We start from the raw sequence: 24,171 nt of genomic DNA, 5'->3' as shown, positions 1-24,171 counted from the left end.
TTTTGTTTAAATCTGTGTCAATAGAGTAGCAGAAATGCTAAAAAAAGGTCCTATGAATAGAAAACTGTCGCTGATAGTCTGTGCCATGACATTTGGTGTACTCCTTGTAGCCCAACCGTCCAATGACAATTGCAACAGTCCCATCAAAATTGGTGACATCACCAAATATTGCAGCAAGGCCGGAGAATTCACGACCGTAGCTGCCACTCCTTCCGGTTATGGGGCCAGCACCTGCTGGAGTAATTCTCCCGGTGATGTTTGGTTTGCTTTCAGGGCCTTTGCTTCAGATGTAAATATTACCATCATTGGAGCCAATGTAGCCGGGACCCCGGGTGGATCTCTGCGCACCATGCAAGCTGCTCTTTACAGTGGAGTTTGTGGTGGTACTCTGCAGGAAATAAATTGTGGAACCGATACCAGAAATGCCGGAATCCTTTCTCTATACGAAGGCGGACTTGTTGTAGGAAGGGATTATTTACTTCGCATTGATGGAAGGTCCGCAGCCACCGGTACCTTTCAACTTTGTATCAATAACTATTTTCCTCCGGCTCGTGCTGAACAGGATTGTAACAGAGCTACCGTCATTTGTGACAACGCACCATTTGTCAATCAAACTTTTTTTGGCGCAGGTGTAGATCGCGACGAGGCAGATGATTCCTGTTTGGGAGAAGGGAATATTGGAACTTCAGAATCTCAATCCACCTGGTATAGCTGGGTTGCCGCTTCAGATTGTAAATTTACATTTACCCTTACCCCTTTGAATCCAAGCGATGACATTGATTTTGCCGTGTACGAATTACCTAATGGGATTAATGATTGCAGCAATAAACAAATACTCCGGTGCAATGCCACAGCACCTCCATGTGCCGGACCTACAGGCCTGGATCTAACCTCCACAGATTTGACAGAAAACTTTAATTGCAATGCAGGGGAGGATGGCTTTTGTAAGTACATCGATATGGTGGCAGGTAAAGCATATACCATTTGTATCAACAATTTTACCAATACCGGAATAGGCTTTTCTATGGATTGGGGAGGTTGCGATTTTGTCGGCCCCACTGCTGCATTCAATATTAATCCACCGACTGGATTAAAATGCGAAACTGACTTTATTGTTACAGATTCATCGAGCTTTTTAGGTGGAAGAATCAGAAGTTGGGAATGGAATTTTGGAGTGGATGCCATTCCTGCCAAAGGATCCGGCCCGGGACCACATAAAGTCAATTACTTTTCTTTTGGTGAAAAATTTCTTACCCTCACACTTGAAACAGATTTGGGTTGTAAAATTACCGAAGTGAGGCGAATATATGTTGAACCGTGCTGTGAAGATTTACCTACTTTAAGATTATCGATTGACAGCCTCTTCGATGTTAAATGCTTTGGAGAAAGCAACGGAAGAGTTGTATTCAGAGGTGTTGCAGGAACTCCTTATAAGGATGCAGAAACCAATGAGCAATTTTACCAATTCAGTTTGGATGGAATTAATTTTGCTCCTCTGAAAGAATTAAACAATTTACCCGCCGGCACTTACAAACTTTATATTCAGGATGCAAAAGGTTGTGTGAGCACTGTAGATTTCACCATCAATCAACCTCCTCCTGTAGTGGTTGATGCAGGACCTGACCAAAGTGTAATTTTAGGCAAAACGGTTACCCTATCTGCATCAGTGAGCCCTTTAAATTTGTATTCATACAATTGGAGTACTTCGGAAATCTCTCCGTGTACAGATTGCCCTTCCATCAGTTTTCAGCCCAAAAATTCCGGCTACCATTATGTTACAGCAACTGATGAAAATGGTTGTTTCGGAATAGATTCAGTCTACATCGCAGTTGAAAAGAAATACAAAGTGGTATTTCCAAATGTAATCTCTTCGAATGGAGATGGTATAAATGATCGCTTTAGAATCGTAAGTGACGAAAGTTTGGAAAAGATCGACCTTGTAGAAATTTACGATCGCTGGGGTGGGCGTGTGTACAGTAGGGAAGATATTTCGTTTTCAGATTTGGAATCACTTTGGAACGGCGATTTTAAAGGCCGTCCTGTGGCTCCAGGTGTATTTGTATACCTTGTGCGTGCCCGATTTATTGATGGCGTTACCAAAGATTATTCAGGTGACATTACTGTTCTGCGATGACCTTCCGTTTTGCATTTATTATTTGTCTTTTAGCCTTGATTTCTTGTGATAAATCGAAAAAGGAACTGACTGAACAAGAAGCTGTTCAATTGGTCAATAAAGAGTTACTTAAAAATATTGAACTTCTTTATTCTGATTCCGGTAAACTTGTTTTGAAAATTGTGGCTCCTGAAATGTTGCGTCACATCAAAGATGGTCTTTCCAAAGATGAATTCACAAAAGGTTTGGTCACGACTTTCTATCAGGATGGAGTCATAAGTAATGTTCTTTCCTCAAACTATGCTATACGAGTTCCGGATGAAGGTAAAACCTACTTATCAGATCAGGTGGTACTGAACAATCCAAAGGGAGAAAAACTTGAGACCTCTGAACTAATTTGGAACGAACGGGACGGAAGAATTAAAACAGATAAATTTGTAAGACTTTCACGTCAGGACGAAATCATACATGCATACGGCTTCGAATCAGATCAGAATTTTCTTAAAGGTATTTTACTTTCTTCTGAAGCCAAATTCCCCAGCAAAAAAATATTGGGTGAAATCGATGAAGAAAAAGAAGAATAATATCGCATCAATCCCATTTAATTGCTTCCATTGCTTCTTTCAATTTTTTAAAATGAGCCTCTGCCATCGGAACCAATGGCAATCGAAATTCATTTTCACAGATTTCCAACAGATGGCAGGCGGCCTTAATTCCTGAAGGATTCCCATCGATGTATAACCATTTGTGCAAATCAAATAAAGCATTGTTCAGTTTTTGTGCAGATTTAAAATCTCCCTTCAATGCGTATTGGATCATTTGAGAAAACTCCTTCGGATAAGCATTGCCAATAACCGAAATCACCCCATCTCCCCCTATTCCAACGAGGGCAAGAGCCAATGGATCATCCCCCGAGAGTACCAGAAAATGATCAGGACGATCCTTAATGATTTTAGTAGCCTGAACAAGATCGCCCGACGCTTCTTTTACAGCTGCAAATTTTGTGCTTGCATGTGCAAGTCTAAGCGTAGTTTCTGCCGTAAGGTTGGATGCTGTTCTACCTGGAACATTGTAGATAATAATCGGCAATTTGGCCACCTTTTCAAGTGCCATGTAATGCTGATAAATTCCTTCCTGGGATGGTTTGTTATAAGCAGGACTACTGGAAAGGATGGCAGTAATGCCGGTAGGATCTAAAGCTTCCATCTCATCAGCTACCTCCTGTGTATTATTTCCGCCAATACCCACTACTATCTGGGCTCGTCCTGCAGTTTGCTTGATGGTAAAAGCCAAAAGCTCAGCTTTTTCTTCCTTTGTAAGAGTTACAGATTCTCCGGTGGTCCCCATACTGATCAGGGATTCAACGCCTCCGGAAATACAATGCTCTATGAGTTTTGCAAGAGCTGGATAATCAATTTGCTTTTCTTTGTTGAATGGGGTTATCAAGGCAACCCCGGTTCCCTTCAAATGATTATAGTTTACCATATTTGAAATTATTCCTTTTCTGATTTTTCCTGAACCTCATGAAATCGACCCATTTTCTCATATTTTTCAATTCTATGGGTTATTCTTTGCTCAGGACTCATGGTCACAAGATCTTCCAAACTTGCCTTAATATGCTTTTTGAGCGATTTTGCCATTGCCTCCGGATCAGAATGGGCACCACCGACTGGTTCTTTCACTATTCCATCAATTAATCCAAAAGATGCCATATGATCCGCTGTTAATTTTAAAGCTTCTGCAGCTGTCTCTTTAAACTCCCAGCTTCTCCAGAGTATGGAGGAACAAGACTCAGGTGAAATCACAGAATACCAGGTATTTTCAAGCATAAATACTTTATCCCCTACCCCAATTCCCAAAGCGCCCCCGGATGCCCCTTCGCCAATGATGTAGCAAACGATGGGCACTTTTAGCTGGGCCATCTCAAACAAATTACGGGCAATTGCTTCTGCCTGACCACGTTCTTCAGCCTCAATCCCAGGATAAGCTCCCGGGGTGTCAATAAATGTTACCACCGGAAAATTAAATCGCTCTGCCATTTTCATCAGCCTCAAAGCCTTGCGGTAACCCTCCGGATTTGCCATACCGAAATTACGGTAGCTCCTTTGTTTTGTGGTCGTTCCTTTCTGGTGACCTATAATAACAAATGTTTGATTATCAATTTGCCCTAACCCTCCAACTATAGCTTTATCATCCTTGATATTCCTGTCACCGTGGAGTTCGACAAACTTCTTACAAATCTGGGATATGTAATACAGTGTATAAGGTCTCTCCGGATGTCTTGACAATTGGACGCGTTGCCACCCTGTCAGGTTAGAATAAATCTCTTTTCTCTTTGTTTTTATGCGATTTTCTAGTTCAAGAATCTGTGCCGTCATGTCAATTGAACCATCACTGGAGATTTTTTTGATCTGCTCGAGTTGCTCAAACATCACCTCAAGCGGCTTTTCAAATTCCATAAATACCATAATATCAATAGTTTAGGCTTTGGTGGCCATCAGAAAATGAGATCCTTAAAAAACGAAGCCAAAATAGTACAATGCCTTTGGACTAGCTAACAAATCAAAGTTTTATTTTTAAAATGATTTTCTGTGAGATTTCCCGAAAATACCTATTTTTGCCTCGCTTTTCAACTCAAAGGAGGAAAACTAAAATTGTAAACAGAAATATTTACCCTTGCACAAAAAACTAAATGAGTGCATTGGTTCTTAATTTGAGCAATCAATTTAAGGTTTTGTAAATATTGGATCGGTAGTTCAGCTGGTTAGAATGCCGCCCTGTCATCCCCAACAAGTTGGGGACGGGTTCGAATCTCCGATCATCCTTCGATTACTTTCTTTGAAAGTTTTCAAACTCATCACTCCTCAATGTTGGAGTTGAGTCTTAAAATAATGGATCGGTAGTTCAGCTGGTTAGAATGCCGCCCTGTCATCCCCAACAAGTTGGGGACGGGTTCGAATCACCGATCATCCTTCGATTACTTTCTTTGAAAGTTTTCAAACTCATCACTCCTCAATGTTGGAGTTGAGTCTTAAAATATTGGATCGGTAGTTCAGCTGGTTAGAATGCCGCCCTGTCACGGCGGAGGTCGCGGGTTCGAATCCCGTCCGGTCCGCAAAAGCCCTCAATTGAAAAATTGAGGGCTTTTTGTTTTCTATGAAGGTATATCATTCACCCTTGGTTATACCCTAGTCACTATGAAACACTATGTTTACATTATCTATTCCAAAAGGTTAGATATTTATTACAAAGGTTATTCCTTAAATCCAAAAAACAGACTCCTCGAACACAACTCGAATTTCAGCGCATTCACTGCACATAAAGGTCCCTGGGAAATTGTCTATCTTGAAATATTCATGATAAAATCCAAAGCACTAAACAGAGAGAAGTCCCTCAAAAAATATGACCACCAGCAATTATTGAAACTTATAAACTCAAATGCCAATCAATTGAATTTTTATTTGGATTCTTGTTTGTGAGTAAAATTTTTACACCATTTTGTGTTTTGACTTCTCATTTTCTCAATGCTATTATTTCCTCTAAAGGAGTACCCCTTCTCTTCTCACTACAAATTTTTTCGTCAGTACTTGTTGGGTAGAATGCCGCCCTGTCATCCCCAACAAGTTGGGGACGGGTTCGAATCCCGCATTCTAGGTCGCAAAAGCCCTCAATTGAAAAATTGAGGGCTTTTTGTTTTTTATGAAGGTATAACATTCATCCTTGGCTATACCCTATTCACTATGAAACACTATGTTTATATTATCTATTCCAAAAGGTTGGATATTTATTACAAAGGTTATTCCTTAAATCCAAAAAACAGACTCCTCGAACACAACTCGAATTTCAGCGCATTCACTGCACATAAAGGTCCCTGGGAAATTGTCTATCTTGAAATATTCATGATAAAATCCAAAGCACTAAACAGAGAGAAGTCCCTCAAAAAATATGATCACCAGCAATTATTGAAACTGATAAACTCAAATGTCAATCAATTAAATTTTTATTTGGATTCCTGTTTGTGAGTAAAATTTTTACACCCTTTTGTGTTTTGATTTCTCCTTTTCTCAATGCTATTATTTCCTCTAAAGGAGTACCCCTTCTCTTCTCACTACAAATTTTTTCGTCAGTACTTGTTGGGTAGAATGCCGCCCTGTCATCCCCAACACGTTGGGGACGGGTTCGAATCCCGCATTCAGGTCCCCAACTCGTTGGGGAGACGGTCCGCAAAAGCCCTCAATTGAAAAATTGAGGGCTTTTTGTTTTTTATGAAGGTATATCATTCACCCTTGGTTATACCCTAGTCACTATGAAACACTATGTTTATATTATCTATTCCAAAAGGTTAGATATTTATTACAAAGGTTATTCCTTAAATCCAAAAAACAGACTCCTCGAACACAACTCGAATTTCAGTGCATTCACTGCACATAAAGGCCCTTGGGAAATTGTCTATCTTGAAATATTCATGATAAAATCCAAAGCACTAAACAGAGAGAAGTCCCTCAAAAAATATGATCACCAGCAATTATTAAAACTTATAAACTCAAATGTCAATCAATTGAATTTTTATTTGGATTCTTGTTTGTGAGTAAAATTTTTACACCATTTTGTGTTTTGACTTCTCATTTTCTCAATGCTATTATTTCCTCTAAAGGAGTACCCCTTCTCTTCTCACTACAAATTTTTTCGTCAGTACTTGTTGGGTAGAATGCCGCCCTGTCATCCCCAACAAGTTGGGGACGGGTTCGAATCCCGCATTCTAGGTCCGCAAAAGCCCTCAATTGAAAAATTGAGGGCTTTTTGTTTTTTATGAAGGTATAACATTCACCCTTGGCTATACCCTATTCATTATGAAGCACTATGTTTACATTATCCATTCCAAAAGGTTAGATATTTATTACAAAGGCTATTCCTTAAATCCAAAAAACAGACTCCTCGAACACAATTCGAATTTTAGTGCATTCACTGCACATAAAGGCCCTTGGGAAATTGTCTATCTTGAAATATTCATGATAAAATCCAAAGCACTAAACAGAGAGAAGTCCCTCAAAAAATATGATCACCAGCAATTATTGAAACTGATAAACTCAAATGCCAATCAATTAAATTTTTATTTGGATTCTTGTTTGTGAGTGAAATTTTTACACCATTTTGTGTTTTGACTTCTCATTTTCTCAATGCTATTATTTCCTCTAAAGGAGCACCCTTTCTCTCTCACTACAAATTTTTTCGTCAGTACTTGTTGGGTAGAATGCCGCCCTGTCATCCCCAACGCTTTGGGGACGGGTTCGAATGAAAAAAATCCTTTAACCTCTTTAAAACTTTAGGTATGTTTTACAACAAATTTAATGAAGATACTCATGGTACTATTACAAGCTTTTGATACCTCATCAACCTGTTGTTGAATATTTTAATATAATAAATTCCCGGATTAATTCCAACTAGATTAATTTCCTGAGTTGGCTCAGTTATGTTCCCGCTTTTAAATATTTGCCCCTGTTGGTTGTAAATGGTGTAGGACCAGAACTCATTATTTAAAATTTCAATCTTCAATTTGTCTTTTGCTGGATTGGGATAAATTAAGAATTCATAATTAAAATTCATTTCATTGACAGCAGTCATTACAGAACTGCAATCTATTTTACGCTCAAAAGCCGCTTTAATCAAATTCATATCAGCTCCAATATCTTTGCCATCGGAACCATTCTTAAAATAGGTACTTGAATTTTTTAAACGATAATTTAAATAATCAACAGCCCCATTTGTAAAATCATAAAAACCGACTGCATCAGAAATGTTAGGGAAATAATTTTTGCTCAACATCGCATAATTTGTGTATTTGCCAGGATCTCCTTTTATCATCACATTTTTGTGAAACCTTTGATTGGCATCTGTAATGTCCGGAAAATAATTTCCCATGGCACCATTACCTTGACTAAAGCCCGGACCATATATCCCCTGATAACCTCCGCCAGAAATAAAACAGTTGGATAGATTGTTGGTATAAATAAAGCCCGTCATTTTTTTATAGGCCCACGTAATAGCCCCTGTATGAAATATGGTGTTGTGATCGATTATTACATTTTCTGGTTCACCAATATGAAAGGCAGTTCCCACATTCGGCCCTGCAAGATTCTGATCACCATTGACAACTCCATCAATATCTTCAAATAAATTATTGGTGATGCTAATTCGCTTTGACCGGACTCCCTTTCCATCATCAAGTCCTGAAATTGAGATGCCGGCACCAGTATTTTTAATTATGTTATTCCGAATGGTAATATCACTTACCTCTGCTTGAGGTGAACCTCCATTTTCGGTTCTGATAGTGAGCAGTATGGCATATCCGCTTTGACCAATTGGAAGATCCGCCCAACAATTTTCCAAAATATTTCCTTCCAACAATACACGCTTCCCTGTCTTTAATTCAAATAAATTTTTGACTGTCCAATGCTTTCCTGCATAGGAAGGATGGCCTACTCGCCAAGAAAGAGGTTTGAAAAAATGATTTTGTCTGATATCAATATCCGAAGGAACCAAACCGGCTATTGCAGCTGCGCCTCCTCCAAACAAAATATTTTCTCCCGATGCCTCCAAATAATTATTAATAATTTTAAACGGACCCGGACCATTGATACAGGATATTGACTGGGCATCAAATCCAACGCTGTGGAAATCTGAAATATGACAATCTACCACAGCGGAATAAGCGCAATCGAGCCGAATGCCATATTTCATAATCTCACCTTTTGTATGACCATGAATGAAGCAGCGATCAACGATTAAGTGATGAGGTACTTTCGAAAATTGATTCTGTTGGGAAGACCCGTCTCCTAAATTTACAAGACCATAACTATTGATAACCCTTTCATCTGCTTTTATTTCTATTCCAACCAACCGATAATGATGGGTACCAATTTCTGTTCTAAAACAGGGAACTCCGGACAAATTGTCTGTCACTACTTTTGGCATTGCATCTGCTTGCGTGGAAAAATTTTGATCCCCTGTTTTTTGGTATGGCTTTATCCTGCTTCCTTCTGCTGGAACCAGGTCCATCTTCGATGATACTAAAACAATCCATTTATCACTGACTGGCTTTGAAGGCAACAAAAAACTTCCTCTGAATTCAACCCCGGCGTCCAAGACAATAACTGTCCCGGAAACTGCCTGATTTAATGCCGATTGTAAATTACTAAAGTCGCGACCAATTGGACCTACAGAAATTCGCTTATAACCGGTTGTGTCAGGAAAGCAAGTGATTACAGAATCGGTGAATGGCAGTGCCGTGGTGTCAACCTGACCAAATAGAATATTACTTACAATTAACGACAGAAATAAATTGAAATAAATCTTTGACATGGTTTCACTTATTTAGACTGAACCTAAACCTCATCTGATTCGAATAGAAAAATATCAAATCTTATCAGATGAAATTATAAAACTTTCACAATAAAAATCAATATTTAAAAAAAATTTTATTTTAAAAAATGATGATACAATTTTGTTGCCACTTCGTTCCCAAGCAATGAAGAAATTATTAGATTTCAAGAGTTGAATTTATTAATATACGCAAGACTCAGAAAATTTGAACCTATAAATTAAAGTAAGCAATACTTTAAAACTCCATTTAAATTTTACAGCATCAACATCCTGGCCAGAAAAAACAAAACTGCACTAATGATCATGGTTGCAGGCAATGTAAGCACCCAAGCAAGCACAATATTTTTAATCGTGGCTGCCTGAAGATTTTTTATTCCTTTTGTTGCCACCATTGCTCCGGCAACACCTGAAGAAAGCACATGTGTGGTAGAAACTGGTAATCCTAATCCGGAGGCTAGACCAATTGTACTGGAGGCAATTAATTCTGCAGAAGCTCCTTCTGCATATGTCATATGCCGCTTACCAATTTTTTCACCAATGGTAACTACTATTCTCCGCCACCCAATCATGGTGCCTATACCCAGAGAAATTGAAATGGAGAGAATGATCCAAAAAGGAACATAATTGGTATTGTGATTGAAATAAGCAATTTCTGCCTTAATCAACTTCCTGTTAGCTCCTGACGAAATTGCATTTGGTTCAGCAAGAATTAGTTTTAATTCCTTAGCCAACACATTCATCTCCTTACGCACACGCATCACTTCTTTATTGCTTTTTGTATCCAACTTACGGACATCATCCGCAAATCCTGCAATATTCTCAGCTCGTGCACACAGTATCCTTTCTAATTCAAAATTCTGGGTTGATTCTTTTACCAGTATTTTTTCCAGTACAACCATTCTGTTGATGCAATCTTCCTTATTGAACTCAGGGGCTAATGCAAACTGAGTGGGTACGAAAGCTAACAGTACAATCAGCATCAATCCCACTCCTTTTTGACCATCATTGGAACCATGAAAAAAACTCACCATGGTGCAAGTCACAATCAACAATCCCCGAATCCAAAATGGTGGCTTACCCTCAGGTTCAGGTTCCTTAAATATAGCTTTATCTACCACGTTCCTCTTTAATATAAACATCAAGGCTATCGCCATAGTAAAGCCAAACAATGGAGAGAATAACAATGCATTGCCAATTTTAAACGCTTCATTCCAATTGACTCCTGATTTAAGATTATTATCCGGCACAAGTGTAAATGCAATTCCTACGCCTAGCAAAGAGCCAATTAATGTATGTGAACTGGAACATGGAATTCCAAAATACCAGGTCCCAAGATTCCAAATAATTGCACCTACCAGCGCTGAAGCCACCATAGCAATGGCCTCATTAGTACTCCTGCTTAAGACGGATTCCAGGGGAAGTAATTGGGCTATTTTAGTGGCCACCGCCATTCCGAAGATATAACTACTGGAAATGACACCTAAAAAATTCATAAATCCTGACCAAATCACCGCGTGAATCGGTTTCAGAGACTTTGTATATATGACTGTTGCCACAGCATTGGCAGTGTCGTGAAAGCCATTTACAAATTCAAAAAAACATACCAATAAAATGCATACCGCAAAACTGATGAGTAGCGTTCCTTCTAATCCAAAATCAAATCCCAACATGGCTGGCCTAATTAAGGCCTAAATATAAACTCAATTGCAAATCTATCCGGCTAATATTAAGAAATTATAAACAAATTGTTAAGTCCCAACTAAAAAATGGACTGTTTACCAGCAGTAAAAGCTATCTAGAACCCTTTTAAAACATAATTTGTTATCTTCAGTAATGAAAAGAAATAAAAAAAATAAAAGAACCCAAGATCTCTTGAGCAACAGTAAACTCTTGAGATTTTTTGCCGATAATAAGGATAAAGCCTATGGAATAAGTGCCATTAAACGCAGACTCAGATTAGATAAATTAGGTAACCTGGTCGAGTTGTTGGAAACGCTGGAACATAAAAAACTCATTGAAAGGGTATCCCCTGGAAAATGGATTTACAAAGGATTTGCGGCGCAGCCACTTAAAGGCAAGGAAGAAATCTATGAGGGTGTGGTTGACATCGCACGCGCCGGGTTTGCTTACATTCTGTGTAAAGGTCTGAGCAGGGACATCTTTGTAAGCCAGAAGAATCTTTTAGGTGCCCAGGATGGTGATTTTGTTCAGGTCCGGGTGGTAAGAATGTACATGAATAAACCGGAAGGGGTTGTGATCAAGGTTCTTCAAAGATCCCGTACTCAGTTTGTGGGGGTATATCGTGCGCATAAGAATCACTCAGTGGTGCTTTTGGAAAATGCCGGGCAAGTAATGGAGATTTTCCTCCAGAATGACGCCTTGGATGGCTTGATCGACTTTGATCGTGTAGTGGTTGAAATCACCCACTGGAAGCAGAAACCAGGAGACAAAATGCAAGGCAAGGTGGTACGGACTCTTGGCCAGGAGAAAACCATCAACATGGAAATGGAATCCATTCTTGCCGGTGCAGGGTTTCCATTAGATTTTCCGGCTGCCGTTTTGCACGAAGCCGCAGAAATTAATGAAGACAATTATGACCTGGAGGACCGAAGAGATTTTAGAGAAGTTACCACTTTTACGATAGATCCTGTGGATGCAAAAGACTTTGATGATGCACTCTCCTATTCACGAACGGAGGATGGATTACTCGAAATCGGAATTCATATTGCCGACGTAAGTCATTTTGTAAAATCTGACTCCGCCCTTGACAAGGAAGCTTTGAAAAGGGGAAATTCAGTTTATCTCGTCGATCGTGTTCTACCGATGTTGCCAGAAAAATTATCCAATGAACTCTGTTCACTAAGGCCTCTTGAAGATAAACTTACTTTCTCGGTAGTATTTACATACGATGAAGAAATGAGTATTAAAAAACACTGGATTGGCAAATCTATCATTCACAGTAAACGAAGATTCACCTATGAAGAGGTTCAGGAAATTCTACATGGAAAAGAAGGAGATTTTGTTCTTGAACTCAATCACTTGAATGACATTGCCAAGCATACACGCAAAGAGAGGTTACGCAATGGAGCCATTGATTTTGAATCGGATGAAGTCCGCTTTAAACTGGATGAAGCCGGCCTCCCCAAAGAGTTGTTTGTAAAACAAAGACTGGATGCGCATATGCTGATTGAGGAATTCATGCTGTTGGCTAACAAATATGTTGCACAATACATGGCGTTTAAAAACAAAAGTATTCCTGTTCCATTTGTATACCGAATCCATGACCTTCCGGATCCTGACAAACTGCAGGATTTCATGGTTTTTGCACACGAATTAGGAGTTAAACTGGACCTCAGTACGCCAAAGAAAATTTCTAAATCCCTGAACCAACTTGCTGAATTGATAAAAGAAAATGAAGATTTAAAAATTCTTCAACCTCTAGCCATAAGAACCATGGCTAAAGCAGAATACAATCCTCAGAATATTGGGCATTATGGATTAGCTTTTGAATATTATACTCATTTTACTTCTCCGATAAGAAGGTATGCAGATTTAATGGTTCACCGAATTCTATTTGATAATCTTAAAAAAGAAAAAAGGTATCGATTAGACACCATTGAAGCTCAATGCAGGTATATCTCTTCACAAGAGCGAAAAGCCATGGAAGCCGAACGTGAGTCTACCCGGTATTTCCAAGTGTTCTATCTGAAAGACAAGATAGGAGAAATTTATGATGGTAGAATTACCGGAATGAATGATCGAGGATTTTATGTCCAAATTATTGAAAACCAATGTGAAGGAGTATTGCTTTTAGATGACATGGATGATGAGATAGAAGTTAAGAAAAATCGGCTATCCGCAAGCTCATCAATCTCCGATCAGCAATGGAAAATGGGTGACCGAATTAAAGTAAAAATCGTTTCGGCTGATCTGGATGATCGTGAATTAGTTTTTGGCCTGGTTGATGACGCCAATTAATTTGAAATGTGAATTTTGTTGAACAGGGTTTCTTTATCTGAAAAAGCAATCACAAAATAAATGCCCTTGGGAAAAGTACTTACATCAAATTCAAGTCCCAGCAAACTGTCTTCACTGGCAACCGACTCCGTCACCAGCTTTCCTCTGCAGTCATAAATTCTACAAGAAAATACCCGTCCCCTTGTATTGTTGACAATAATTTGTCCGGTCTTCTCATGGTAAGCGCTTTGCCAATAAAGTTTCATGGACCTTTCATCCACTCTTGCAGGAACAAAATCTCTTGGTTTTACTTTTGGACCGGTGTACTCAAAGGCGCCCAAATCTACCTGCGCACCTAATAATCTGTTAGAACCTAAAAAGTCATAAGCGGTGATCTGAGCATTAGAACCTGCGTTGATTGCAGGACTCTTAGGCCTCAAATTAAAATCGAGAAAAGTTTCGTTATTATTAGCTCTTACAAACATAGGATCAGCCACTAAATCGTTGGTACCCTGATCAAAACCGGAAGAATTAAAATAAAGATTGTGATTCAAATTCAGATTTTCAATATTGGAAATTTTATTTCCTAGTTTTCCTTGATTCGCATAAAATATATTGTTTGCTATTCTGGAGTTTTTGACATTTCGAACAAAAATCTCTCCACAATTAACCTGCTTGTTGCGATTATTTCTGAAGCATGTGTTGTTTAGGACATCTACCTTGTTGCTTTCATAAAGATCAATTCCAACACCCCCATTATTGTATATGATATTGTTGGAGACAAGACTTTGCATTTGATAACCCTGAAGTCCCTGCACACCCGTAGCATAACGATTGTCACTGATCGAAATGCCACTACCGGAATGTGTTTTTTCGCATGATTCTATTTCTTTTTCCAATCTGGAATACCTTCGGTGGTTGTATATTGTATTGGCATTAATAAAATTGTGGTATCCTTCCTGATTATCAAATTCTACCAAAAACTGAATCCTGATACCAGCATTATTTGTAAGACTAAGTTCTCCGTTATCATGGATCTGATTATAAGAAATAGTGAGGTAGTCTGAGTGATTGACCACAATTCCTGTCCCAGGACAATTGTGTATAAAATTGTTGTAGATTTTAAGGTGGTGCGATATTTTATCTCTGGTGGCCACCCTTTCAACAAGGATGCCATTTCCTTTTGAAGTCAAGTGGTCAGGCATGGCCTCATGAGCCTGCTTTTCAAAATGATGCAAGTCCATCATGATGTCAAAACCTTCGATTGACAAGTATGAAGCTGATTCAACCACTATTCCCGCCTCCCCGGTCACAAGCACAACAGGTCGGTCGATTCCTAGATTCTTATATACAATCCAATTACTTGCAGTTCCGGATCGGCGAATTTTTAGTACTGATTTTTCTTTGGAGCTGTAATTGCCACTGTCTACGAATATGGTATCTCCTGGCAAACTCACATCCGAAGCTTTTTGCAAACTGGAAAAGGCATCTGCCAAACTAATACCGCTGTTGGAGTCATTGCCCTTGGGTGACACAAACAATGCTCTCGATGGTAATTCAAGACATGACAGAAATATCCAGGTAAAAATTAAATAACGGCGGATCGGCATATGAGAAAGGTTTAATAGTTAGAGAATGTAAACCCTGAATACGCTGCAAACTTAAGGAGAAAACCAGGGATTAGATGAATCCGGGTCTAAAGAAGCAAAACTAAAAAAGGCACCCCAAATAGGGGCGCCTTTTTCATTGGCGTTCCAGACGCAACTTTACTTCTTTAATCTCTCATGATCTGATACAAATTTAGCTCATACAACAGGCTTTATACATCAGGTAAAACCATGATATTTAAAAAATCAGGGTTTACCCCTAAATTTTAGGGTAGCTGTAGGGCTGAAAAAAAATAAATCTGAGGGATTTCTGTAAGTTTTTAGCAGATATCTTTTGAGGATAGGTGAAAACCATTAATTTTGCACTCCCTTAGGGAAATTGACCCATGGTGTAATGGCAGCACTGCAGATTTTGATTCTGCCTGTTAAGGTTCGAGTCCTTATGGGTCAACTGAAAAGCCTTCAAGACAAATCTTGAAGGCTTTTCATTTTCCAACTCTAAAACCCTCTAATCCATAAGGTTGAACGAAAATACCGGGTACAGTCTTAGATATTTTAGAAGTCTTGTTGCCAAGAAATGTTTAAGCTGGTGATTTCAATCTCCATACTTTTGTAAACTAAAATTCCATCATGAACAACCTTCTTCGGATTATTTTTTTTCTCTTTTTAGTTGTTTTAATGACTAATTGCTCTACTGATATATACATTCCTCCTTTTGACAAAGGAAATGCCTTCGCCAAGGTGAGGGGTCAGGTTAAATTTGGACCAAGGGTTCCAAATTCGGAGGCACATCGTAATTGCCGTGATTGGTTGTCAAAAGAATTTGAATCCACCGGGGCGAAGGTGATCAGACAGGAATTCAAACCCAAGGCCTTCGATGGTCAGACTTTGGATGGCATGAACATCATCGCCAGTCATAATCCGGAGTCCAAACATCGGATCATTTTAGCTGCACATTGGGATTCCAGGCCATTCTCTGACCAGGACCCTGATAGCTCTAACCATAAAATTCCGGTTCCGGGTGCGGATGATGGGGCCAGCGGTGTGGGTGTGCTCCTAGAAATCTCACGAATCTTGAATGACCATCCTTTGAAAAATTTAGGTATTGACATCATTTTGTTTGATTGTGAAGATTATGGTCAGGATGGAGGTCAAATGGAAAGTTGGTGTCTTGGCAGTCAATATTGGTCCAACAATCTGCATCTACCTGGATATAAAGCAGACTATGGCATTCTACTGGACATGGTGGGCGCAAAAGATGCCAATTTCTGCAAAGATTATTACTCTTTGCAATTCGCACCTAAGGTCATTGAGAAAGTGTGGCGAATCGCCGCAGAAGAAAATTTTTCAAAGTTCTTTGTTGATAAAAAAGGCGAACCAATCATAGACGACCATATTTTTGTAAATAAAGATGCCCAAATACCAATGATTGACATTATTAATAGACCAGCTAGCAGCAGAACCGGTTTTCCCCATCATTGGCACACACAAAAAGACAATATGGATGCCATTGATCCTTTAACTTTGGATGCAGTGGGTAAAGTATTGGTAAAATTGATTTATTTGGAGGAGGCAAATAAAATATAGAAACAAATAGATAAATTGCTATTGCACTTTTGTACTTAAATTTTATTGAAAGGAAAATACGATTGATTTGCTTCTTTTCTTTTATTTAGGGTTTTACTATTTCAAAATTTCAACAGGAAAATAAACTAGGGGAGCACGTCCACTTAATGTGACCCTTAACATAAATACACCTGCTTGCTCAGGTTTTTGAATGAGCCATTCATTTGTTGCATGTTGATTAGACTTAACAGATTGGACTTGGCCCAATGAATTTACCCAGAAAAACTCAGGAATATCATTTGAAGTCAAAGTATTAGTACAAAAATGCATCATTCCACTATTGCCTATAGCTGGATTGGGAAATACCTTTATGACTTTATCAGATGGCCATTCTGAACCAGTCTGATTTCGTATTTCATATTCAAATTTTTTGGTACATTGATTCGCATCTATAACCTCGAGTTGATAAAATCCTGGCCCAAGATTGCTGATTTTAGATTCGTCTGAACCATTACTCCATTTATACCGGAAAGGTGGTAATCCATCAGTTATAAAAACTTCAATTGAACCTGAATTATTTCCTAGATCATTTTGAATTACAGCATTATCCTTGAGTTCTGAAATTTCGAGATGCAGATAAACAAGAGAATCACATCCCGCTTGATTCACCATCCTTTGTGGATATACTCCTCTTTCAAAGTATAACTGTCCATTCCATTCAAACGGAACGCCTTTACAGATGCTATTGTAAAAATGAGAGGTTGAATTATCAATAATATCCAATTGGACCAAGATTAATGAATCACAAGCATTTTGACTAAATCCTTTTATAAGTATTGAATCACTTGTATGATTTTTATCAAATCTCTTTCCATGTATGTCAATAAATTTATTTTCACACAGTGTAGTTTTATAATAACCTGTTTGGGGTATACATGCAAGTGTATCATGGTATATGTGTAGCTTTAAAGACGGCAATTCTGCATTTTCTACAACACTGGTGTAAACTCCTCCATGTAAACTGTTATCAAAACTTTGGATGTTGCAATCCTTGCCAAGACCAATATTTGAATTATTTCTTAGCCAATTGATTTTATTTCCTGCGACTGATTCATCAAAAGAAACTGTCATTGTATGTTTTGCACCAGGATTCAAATAATATCTATTTCCAACTGTAAATTCACGTTGAGGCGAATAGTAAAATTCGGCCGAAGAATTTAGTTTACTCTGGAAGACAGGAAGTAAATCTTCAAAAGTAAAGTTATTACCTGAAATGTTGAGAAGTCTGTACCAGGTATTTGGAAGTTTAGGAATTTCATTAAAGTAATTATCATTCAGATAAATAATCTGGAGATTGGTCAATTGATCAAAACTACTTGGAATAGCACCTTCAAACTGATTACCTTGAACAGAAAATTCGGTCAATTGTATCAATTGACCAATTTCAGGAGGGAGCGTTCCTGTAAAATTATTTTGGCCTAGTCTTAGCTTTTCAAGATTTTTTAGTTTGGATATTTTAAAAGATATCCCACCTGATAATTTATTTTTTCTGAGATTTAAATCCTTCAATGATGTTAATTGAAAAATTTCAGGAATCAACTCTCCAAAAAGTTGATTTTCAGATAAAACCAAATATTCAAGATTGGTCAATTTAGAAATTGAAGGATTTAGTCTTCCTGAAAAAAAATTGTACGAAAGGTCTAAATGACTTAGATTATTCAGATTGTAAAGTTCATTTGGAATATTACCCTTGAGGTTACAAAAACTCAAATTTAGATATTTGAGATGTGTCATTCCCAATAACAACATTGGAAAAAGGTAGCCCTGAGTCTTAAGTCCTGAATTTTCAAAATTAAGATATTCAATGTGACAACCATCAGAACTAAGCCTTACCCTAAGTGGATCTATTTTGTCCAATGGCTTGGCAAAATCCCACTCAAACATCAATCCTTTGTTCTCCAGTCCATCGTAAAATTTCACCAGAAAAAGGCTATCTGATTGCCTTGTGTAAAGACAACCCTGTCCATGTATTTGGATAAAACCGATTGCAAAGAAAAAAATTAATATGGTTCGAAGCATCAGGTTGGCAATTCTTTAACCCTATAATTAGAATATATTCAAATGGCCCCCAAAGAAAATACATAAATTTTAACAAACCAAAGATTTTCAGCACTTTATAATATAGATTTAAATCGTTATTTATAAGTGTACTCATTATATTTGGATTAAAAATTACTGATAATTATATGTGAAAAGTTATTTCATTTTAGTAAAAATGCCCTCAGCCAATTGGCACAACATTTTGCTATTATTATATATTGAAGCAAATTTATTAATCTATTCCATCCAATACTCTAATAAGACAATTCTCCTGGTACTTCCAATTTTAATGAGCTGAATCTATGGAGCGATAAAAGGACTAAAAGAATACCAAAAATTGAATAAGATCTAGTTAATCGTTTATCTTCATCTTGAATTTTTAATCAATTACGTAAATAGCAAATTTGGTTGGCTCCCGAATTAACACCTAAGCTTAGATTTGTTTTTAAAGAATCAATTAGTGATTAAATTATCATGTCCAACTAACACAAATTCAATCATTTATGGCATTTTTACCTTCCCCCATCTTTAACTTAAAAAAAAGAGCCTTATCCATCAATCAAATTACATTTTCATCTAATACCTGAATTTCTGAAAGTTTCTTACTTTTGCCGCGGTTTTGAAGCTACCGTATAAGGTTTCCCGGTCCCATAGCTCAGCCGGTTAGAGCATCTGACTCATAATCAGAGGGTCCCTGGTTCGAGCCCAGGTGGGACCACTTATAATTAGTTAATTTGAAAATGAGTTAATTAGCTAATTTATAATTCTTGGACCCTATTTACTGTTGCCTTGTTAGTCATGCAGATTTTGAGTTAAAAATTACTCATTCGTTAGTGGTATCCAAATTACACTTCCTTGCAACGCTTGAATTTCTGAAAGTTTCTTACTCTTGCCGCAGTTTTGAAGCCCCCACATAAGGCTTCCAGGTTCCATAGCTCAGCCGGAGCATCTGACTCATAATCAGTCCCCAACTTGTTGGGGATGATTCGAGCCCAGGTGGGACCACTTTTAATTAGTTAATTTGAAAATGAGTTAATTAGCTAATTTATAATTCTTGGACCCTATTTACTGTTGCCTTGTTAGTCATGCAGATTTTGAGTTAAAAATTACTCATTCGTTAGTGGTATCCAAATTACACTTCCTTGCAACGCTTGAATTTCTGAAAGTTTCTTACTCTTGCCGCAGTTTTGAAGCCCCCACATAAGGCTTCCAGGTCCCATAGCTCAGCCGGAGCATCTGACTCATAATCAGTCCCCAACGAGTTGGGGATGGTTCGAGCCCAGGTGGGACCACTTATAATTAGTTAATTTGAAAATGAGTTAATTAGCTAATTTATAATTCTTGGACCCAATTTAATGTTACCTTGTTAGTCATGCAGATTTTGAGTTAAAAATTACTCATTCGTTAGTGGTATCCAAATTACACTTCCTTGCAACGCTTGAATTTCTGAAAGTTTCTTACTCTTGCCGCAGTTTTGAAGCCCCCACATAAGGCTTCCAGGTCCCATAGCTCAGCCGGAGCATCTGACTCATAATCAGTCCCCAACTTGTTGGGGATGGTTCGAGCCCAGGTGGGACCACTTATAATTAGTTAATTTGAAAATGAGTTAATTAGCTAATTTATAATTCTTGGACCCTATTTACTGTTACCTTGTTAGTCATGCAGTTATTGATTTAAGGATTTACCAAATGGTATATTCGAAAACCAAATGATTTGGAAATCACGTGAAAAATTGGATCACACATAATATTTCTACGAAATGTAGTACAAAAATTTACGCTTGTCCAATGGATCTGGTACCCTAGTAATTAATTCCAGTCCTTTTTTGCTTGAGTATTCTTTATTGATTTCATTAAACAGTGCAGCTCTTCTTGATTTCATCGTATCAACTGAAATTATTGTATCGATTTCAAGTATTTGATCCAGTTCATCCTGACTTAGTTTTTGACCGGAAAATCTAAGTAATTGTGTTATAAACGGATGCTCAAATAAAATTTTCTCTCGCTTGCTCTTTCTCTTGTAATAAACAATTATTCCTGAGAAAATAATAAGCAATAAAAGCAAAACTAAGTTTCGAAAAGAATTATCAACTTTAAACAGGTTCTTCTCTTCCCCAGGTAATTCCCTGTAAATTTTATCAAGGTCGTATACTACAGGTAATGAATCTATTCCTGAATGGTATAAAACGATGGAATCCCCGTGGACTAAATACAAAGTATGGCTGTCACTATTGTAAAGCTCGTTAAAAAAAGTCAAGTCGGAAAATTTATATCTACTACTTAGTTTATCTATAATTTGGACCGGATTAAAGGAAGCTAAAAAGTAATTCTTAGTCTCTATACGGATGGCAAATTTCAAATTAATCAAATCAGGATCCGTACATCGATTTTGTACATCCAATGTATTCAAATTGATGCTGTATAATCCTGGTCGTGTTTCTGTACTATTAATATGTTGGTTACGAGATATAGGATTGATAACATTGAGGACATCCCCGGTTAAAAAACTAACATTGTTGCCAATATCTTTATTATAATGCACAACTGCAGTCTCCCATTCCCCTTTTGTCCAATCAAATTTGATTAAATCACCATGCTCACGCCAAAAGCCATACCCGCCAAAACAGAATAGTTCGCCATTCCAGAAAAACTTCTTAGCTCTAAAATTATTCCCGTGATACTTTGATTTAGAAATATTGTTCCAACTTTCTTTCTGCCATTCGAAAAGGTAAAGAAAACCATCCACCACCAGGTATCTATTGGGACCAGATTCAAGAACATCGATAAATTGGGTGGACAAACCCAACATCGACATGCTGTCCTGAAGAATCCTGCTCTTCTTATAAATCAATTTAACCTCAGTTAAATCTTCAAATGGTTGCTGGTCATAGTAAATAATTTGGGTATTGGATAATACAGGAAAGGCAAATAGCCATATAAAGAAAAGGGTCCTTTTCAAAAGCATTTTCATAAATTGAAATTAATTCAAAAGTACACAACCCACTCCAATAGATTGCTCATATTTAAAAACTTAATAACTGAATTGACAAGAGATGATCCAATCATCCATGTTTGACTTAGAAAAAACGAAAACATGAGTGCTTGCTAGCGCAAATTCAAACCATACCCAATATAATATTACATTTTTATAATATATTTATTTATTTGATTATGTATATACTTACTAAATAAAACTGAAAATAAACTGGTTTAAACCGGTTTATTATAAGTTTTAGATTCCAAATACTTTGCTTTGTAGAATTATCAAGCAATTAAAAACTAAACGAATCCAAAACCCAAAAAATATAGGTGCTAAATTTATTGGAAATGAATGAAAGAAAATTTTAAAAGCATATCTAAAAGTACTCTTTTACCAGCCAATATTAAAATGACGATACAATCATGGAAAACAATAATATGAATTATACAGATAGGATATTTCCAACCAACAAAGGACTAACAACTTACCTTGACGAATTGATTGCAAAAAATTATCAAATCCCGACCTTTCAGCGTGACGTTGTTTGGGAGCAAGAAAACGTAAAAAAACTTTGGGACAGCATCTACAAGTTTTATCCCTTGGGTAGTATTCTGATTTGGAAAACAGAATTGAAACTTCAAAACCACAGGTCAATCGGCGGACACCAAATAACTGACACAAACTTTAGTCGGACAGAATATCAATATATACTAGACGGACAGCAAAGAACTACTTCTCTTCTTACTTCATTATATGGTGGTAGCATTGAAGGACGACCTGGATTTAACCCATTACTTTATGTTGACCTAACTGTTCCAATAGACAGCGACACAGATGATGAAAGCTATCGCAATCGATTTCTGTTTTGGACAGAAATTGACAACCGAAACGGAGAAATAAGACCGAACATTGGTAAGAAGAAAAGATTTGATGAAGGATTGATTGTGAAATTGATTGACATTAAAAACAACTTCACAACTGTTCAAACCAGTGTATTTAATAGCAACACGGTTAACAAGGATTTTAACCATCCTATATTAGCGGAACTTTCAAAAATAAAGGGTGTTCTTGACAACTACAGAATTTCATTTATAGAAGTAAAAGGCATTCAGGTTTCAGAAGTTTGTCAAATCTTTGAAAGGATCAATCAAGCAGGTAAACCACTTAACATTTTTGACATTGTGGTTGCTAAGACATTCAAACCTGCGACACAACAGACGCCAACCACACCAGCTGACAAAGGATTTTATCTTCGTGACTTAATTGATGATTTTAGAAATCACAACAACAGTGAATTTCTAAAAATTAGCGACCTTGACTATCTGCAAACATTGGCAGTAATTATCAATCACAATGTTCCAAATAGTGGTGTAAGAAACATTACAGATCGTTACCTAAACGAAATTCAAACCGAACACATTTTAGCGGTCTGGAAAGAAACAAAAAAGGCAATGCTTAAAACATTCGACTTTTTTGAAAATCATTTGCACATAAAAACTCCTTATTTAATTCCCTTCCGTTATTTCTATTTCACAATTACGGCATACTTCTATAAAAACAGCTTACCTGACTATGGCTTAATCAAAAAGTATTTCTGGTTTACCAGCTTTCACAATGACGACTTGTTGAGTAACACAACTCAATTAGAACAACACATTGAGTTCTTGAATAAAGGAAAGGCTAACGAGCCAGTTGAGTTTGACAGGTTCTTAATTGACAAGCAAAAAATTCGCACAGCAACATACAGCTCAAAAGGCAGAATAAGTAGAGCAGTTTTGGCATTGTATTCAAGCGCACAGCCAAAAGATTGGAAACATTGCGACAGAGAAGTATTGGTTCAAAACTTCTTCTTCTCAACAGATAAACCAAACTTGCACCACATTTTTCCGACTAATTCTGAGTATGTTATGAATAATCAGCACAAAAATAAAATTACAAATGACAGTTTGATGAACATTGCTTATCTAACACAGATAACAAACATTGATATTACAAACAGAAATCCACTTGAGTATATGAATGACTATGACAATGCGGAATTTGAAGCAATAATGCCTTCACACCTACTTTCAAGCGACATTTTAGATTGGGTAAGAAATGGAAAATTGCCTAACAATGCAATTGACCAATTTATTGAAAGCAGAGTAAAAAATATACTTATAGACTTAAAAACTAAATTACACGGGGTAACATTTGAAGAAATGGACACAATGGAAATTAAAGAATCCGTTACAACAGGACAAGTATAAGGTCTGGTAACAGTTGCTTGGCTTAACGGTAGGGGTTATGTTTAGTCAAGCGCTTTGCTTCTATTGAGCATTTGGGTAGCTTAAATTTTGGGCTTCAAATTTCACCAATCAACTTAGCGTCAAACAAATTGGCTGTAATTGTGCTGGACATCACAATAAAACATATAAAATGTTAAGTTAAAACAATCAAAATAGACAAAATGACAAAAGACTTTGAATC

The 24,171-nt window shown here is 37.4% G+C and carries 17 protein-coding genes and 5 tRNA genes; 14 read left to right on the top strand and 8 right to left on the bottom strand.

Annotated features, from left to right (window positions below; all coding sequences use genetic code 11):
• Positions 1–52 precede the first annotated feature (52 nt).
• The gene (locus tag IPJ53_05090) at positions 53–2,134 is read left to right on the top strand and encodes a gliding motility-associated C-terminal domain-containing protein (GenBank protein MBK7798464.1); all 2,082 of its coding nucleotides are present in this window, start codon (positions 53–55) and stop codon (positions 2,132–2,134) included.
• Entirely contained in the window at positions 2,131–2,697 is a 567-nt protein-coding gene (gene lptC, locus IPJ53_05085; GenBank protein ID MBK7798463.1) for an LPS export ABC transporter periplasmic protein LptC, read from the top strand. Before IPJ53_05090 ends, lptC begins: the two co-directional genes overlap by 4 nt.
• Before the next feature lie 7 nt (positions 2,698–2,704).
• Here lptC and IPJ53_05080 read toward each other — a convergent pair whose 3' ends face one another.
• A complete protein-coding gene (locus IPJ53_05080; protein MBK7798462.1) occupies positions 2,705–3,598 on the bottom strand; it encodes a 4-hydroxy-tetrahydrodipicolinate synthase in 894 nt (297 codons plus the stop codon).
• An 8-nt stretch (positions 3,599–3,606) separates the two neighbouring features.
• Complete coding sequence (locus IPJ53_05075) at positions 3,607–4,581, bottom strand: acetyl-CoA carboxylase carboxyltransferase subunit alpha (GenBank protein ID MBK7798461.1); 975 nt, start codon at positions 4,579–4,581, stop codon at positions 3,607–3,609.
• Between the two features lie 573 nt (positions 4,582–5,154).
• On the opposite strand from IPJ53_05075, the gene IPJ53_05070 reads away from it, so the two are divergent.
• The 3 genes from IPJ53_05070 (at position 5,155) to IPJ53_05060 (ending at position 6,135) form a co-directional block, all read left to right on the top strand.
• Positions 5,155–5,228 (top strand) — tRNA-Asp (locus IPJ53_05070).
• 82 nt (positions 5,229–5,310) lie between these two features.
• The gene (locus tag IPJ53_05065) at positions 5,311–5,592 is read left to right on the top strand and encodes a GIY-YIG nuclease family protein (protein MBK7798460.1); all 282 of its coding nucleotides are present in this window, start codon (positions 5,311–5,313) and stop codon (positions 5,590–5,592) included.
• A 261-nt stretch (positions 5,593–5,853) separates the two neighbouring features.
• Positions 5,854–6,135 carry a GIY-YIG nuclease family protein gene (locus tag IPJ53_05060; GenBank protein ID MBK7798459.1) on the top strand — a complete coding sequence of 94 codons (282 nt, stop codon included), beginning with the start codon at positions 5,854–5,856 and terminating at the stop codon, positions 6,133–6,135.
• Here the strand turns inward: IPJ53_05060 and IPJ53_05055 are convergent.
• Positions 6,098–6,340, bottom strand: coding sequence for a hypothetical protein (locus IPJ53_05055; protein MBK7798458.1), 243 nt, complete (start codon positions 6,338–6,340; stop codon positions 6,098–6,100). The two genes, IPJ53_05060 and IPJ53_05055, sit on opposite strands and share 38 nt — an antisense overlap.
• Positions 6,341–6,419: 79 nt before the next feature.
• Between IPJ53_05055 and IPJ53_05050 the strand changes: the two genes are divergently transcribed.
• Entirely contained in the window at positions 6,420–6,701 is a 282-nt protein-coding gene (locus IPJ53_05050; GenBank protein ID MBK7798457.1) for a GIY-YIG nuclease family protein, read from the top strand.
• A gap of 262 nt (positions 6,702–6,963) precedes the next feature.
• A complete protein-coding gene (locus tag IPJ53_05045) occupies positions 6,964–7,245 on the top strand; it encodes a GIY-YIG nuclease family protein (protein ID MBK7798456.1) in 282 nt (93 codons plus the stop codon).
• 226 nt (positions 7,246–7,471) lie between these two features.
• Here IPJ53_05045 and IPJ53_05040 read toward each other — a convergent pair whose 3' ends face one another.
• Together IPJ53_05040 and IPJ53_05035 are read right to left on the bottom strand one after the other, a co-directional pair.
• Positions 7,472–9,472: a T9SS type A sorting domain-containing protein gene (locus IPJ53_05040; GenBank protein MBK7798455.1), complete on the bottom strand. Its 2,001-nt coding sequence runs from the start codon at positions 9,470–9,472 to the stop codon at positions 7,472–7,474.
• A 275-nt stretch (positions 9,473–9,747) separates the two neighbouring features.
• A complete protein-coding gene (locus IPJ53_05035) occupies positions 9,748–11,163 on the bottom strand; it encodes an inorganic phosphate transporter (GenBank protein MBK7798454.1) in 1,416 nt (471 codons plus the stop codon).
• A 163-nt stretch (positions 11,164–11,326) separates the two neighbouring features.
• Between IPJ53_05035 and rnr the strand changes: the two genes are divergently transcribed.
• Positions 11,327–13,471, top strand: coding sequence for a ribonuclease R (gene rnr / locus IPJ53_05030; protein MBK7798453.1), 2,145 nt, complete (start codon positions 11,327–11,329; stop codon positions 13,469–13,471).
• Here the strand turns inward: rnr and IPJ53_05025 are convergent.
• Positions 13,468–15,060 carry a right-handed parallel beta-helix repeat-containing protein gene (locus IPJ53_05025; protein MBK7798452.1) on the bottom strand — a complete coding sequence of 531 codons (1,593 nt, stop codon included), beginning with the start codon at positions 15,058–15,060 and terminating at the stop codon, positions 13,468–13,470. The two genes, rnr and IPJ53_05025, sit on opposite strands and share 4 nt — an antisense overlap.
• A gap of 377 nt (positions 15,061–15,437) precedes the next feature.
• On the opposite strand from IPJ53_05025, the gene IPJ53_05020 reads away from it, so the two are divergent.
• A tRNA-Gln gene (locus IPJ53_05020) sits at positions 15,438–15,508 on the top strand.
• A gap of 227 nt (positions 15,509–15,735) precedes the next feature.
• Positions 15,736–16,644, top strand: coding sequence for a M28 family peptidase (locus IPJ53_05015; GenBank protein MBK7798451.1), 909 nt, complete (start codon positions 15,736–15,738; stop codon positions 16,642–16,644).
• Between the two features lie 96 nt (positions 16,645–16,740).
• Here the strand turns inward: IPJ53_05015 and IPJ53_05010 are convergent, their stop codons facing one another.
• Positions 16,741–18,702, bottom strand: a complete 1,962-nt coding sequence (locus IPJ53_05010) for a hypothetical protein (GenBank protein MBK7798450.1) — start codon at positions 18,700–18,702, stop codon at positions 16,741–16,743.
• 665 nt (positions 18,703–19,367) lie between these two features.
• Between IPJ53_05010 and IPJ53_05005 the strand changes: the two genes are divergently transcribed.
• The 3 genes from IPJ53_05005 to IPJ53_04995 all read left to right on the top strand — a co-directional run bounded on the left by IPJ53_05005 (position 19,368) and on the right by IPJ53_04995 (position 20,302).
• Positions 19,368–19,441 (top strand) — tRNA-Ile (locus IPJ53_05005).
• A 494-nt stretch (positions 19,442–19,935) separates the two neighbouring features.
• Positions 19,936–20,015: transfer RNA gene (locus tag IPJ53_05000), tRNA-Met, on the top strand.
• Between the two features lie 207 nt (positions 20,016–20,222).
• A tRNA-Met gene (locus IPJ53_04995) sits at positions 20,223–20,302 on the top strand.
• 173 nt (positions 20,303–20,475) lie between these two features.
• On the opposite strand, the gene IPJ53_04990 is transcribed toward IPJ53_04995, so the two are convergent.
• On the bottom strand, positions 20,476–21,687 hold the full coding sequence (locus IPJ53_04990) for a hypothetical protein (GenBank protein ID MBK7798449.1): 1,212 nt from the start codon (positions 21,685–21,687) through the stop codon (positions 20,476–20,478).
• 452 nt (positions 21,688–22,139) lie between these two features.
• Here IPJ53_04990 and IPJ53_04985 point away from each other — a divergent pair, with 452 nt between their 5' ends.
• Positions 22,140–23,951 carry a DUF262 domain-containing protein gene (locus IPJ53_04985; GenBank protein MBK7798448.1) on the top strand — a complete coding sequence of 604 codons (1,812 nt, stop codon included), beginning with the start codon at positions 22,140–22,142 and terminating at the stop codon, positions 23,949–23,951.
• Positions 23,952–24,171: the final 220 nt, after the last annotated feature.

This window comes from Candidatus Vicinibacter affinis, from assembly GCA_016714365.1.
GTDB lineage: Bacteria > Bacteroidota > Bacteroidia > Chitinophagales > Saprospiraceae > Vicinibacter > Vicinibacter affinis.
The sequence above is the reverse complement of the archived record's forward strand: the minus strand, read 5'-3'. Positions and strand labels throughout refer to the sequence as shown.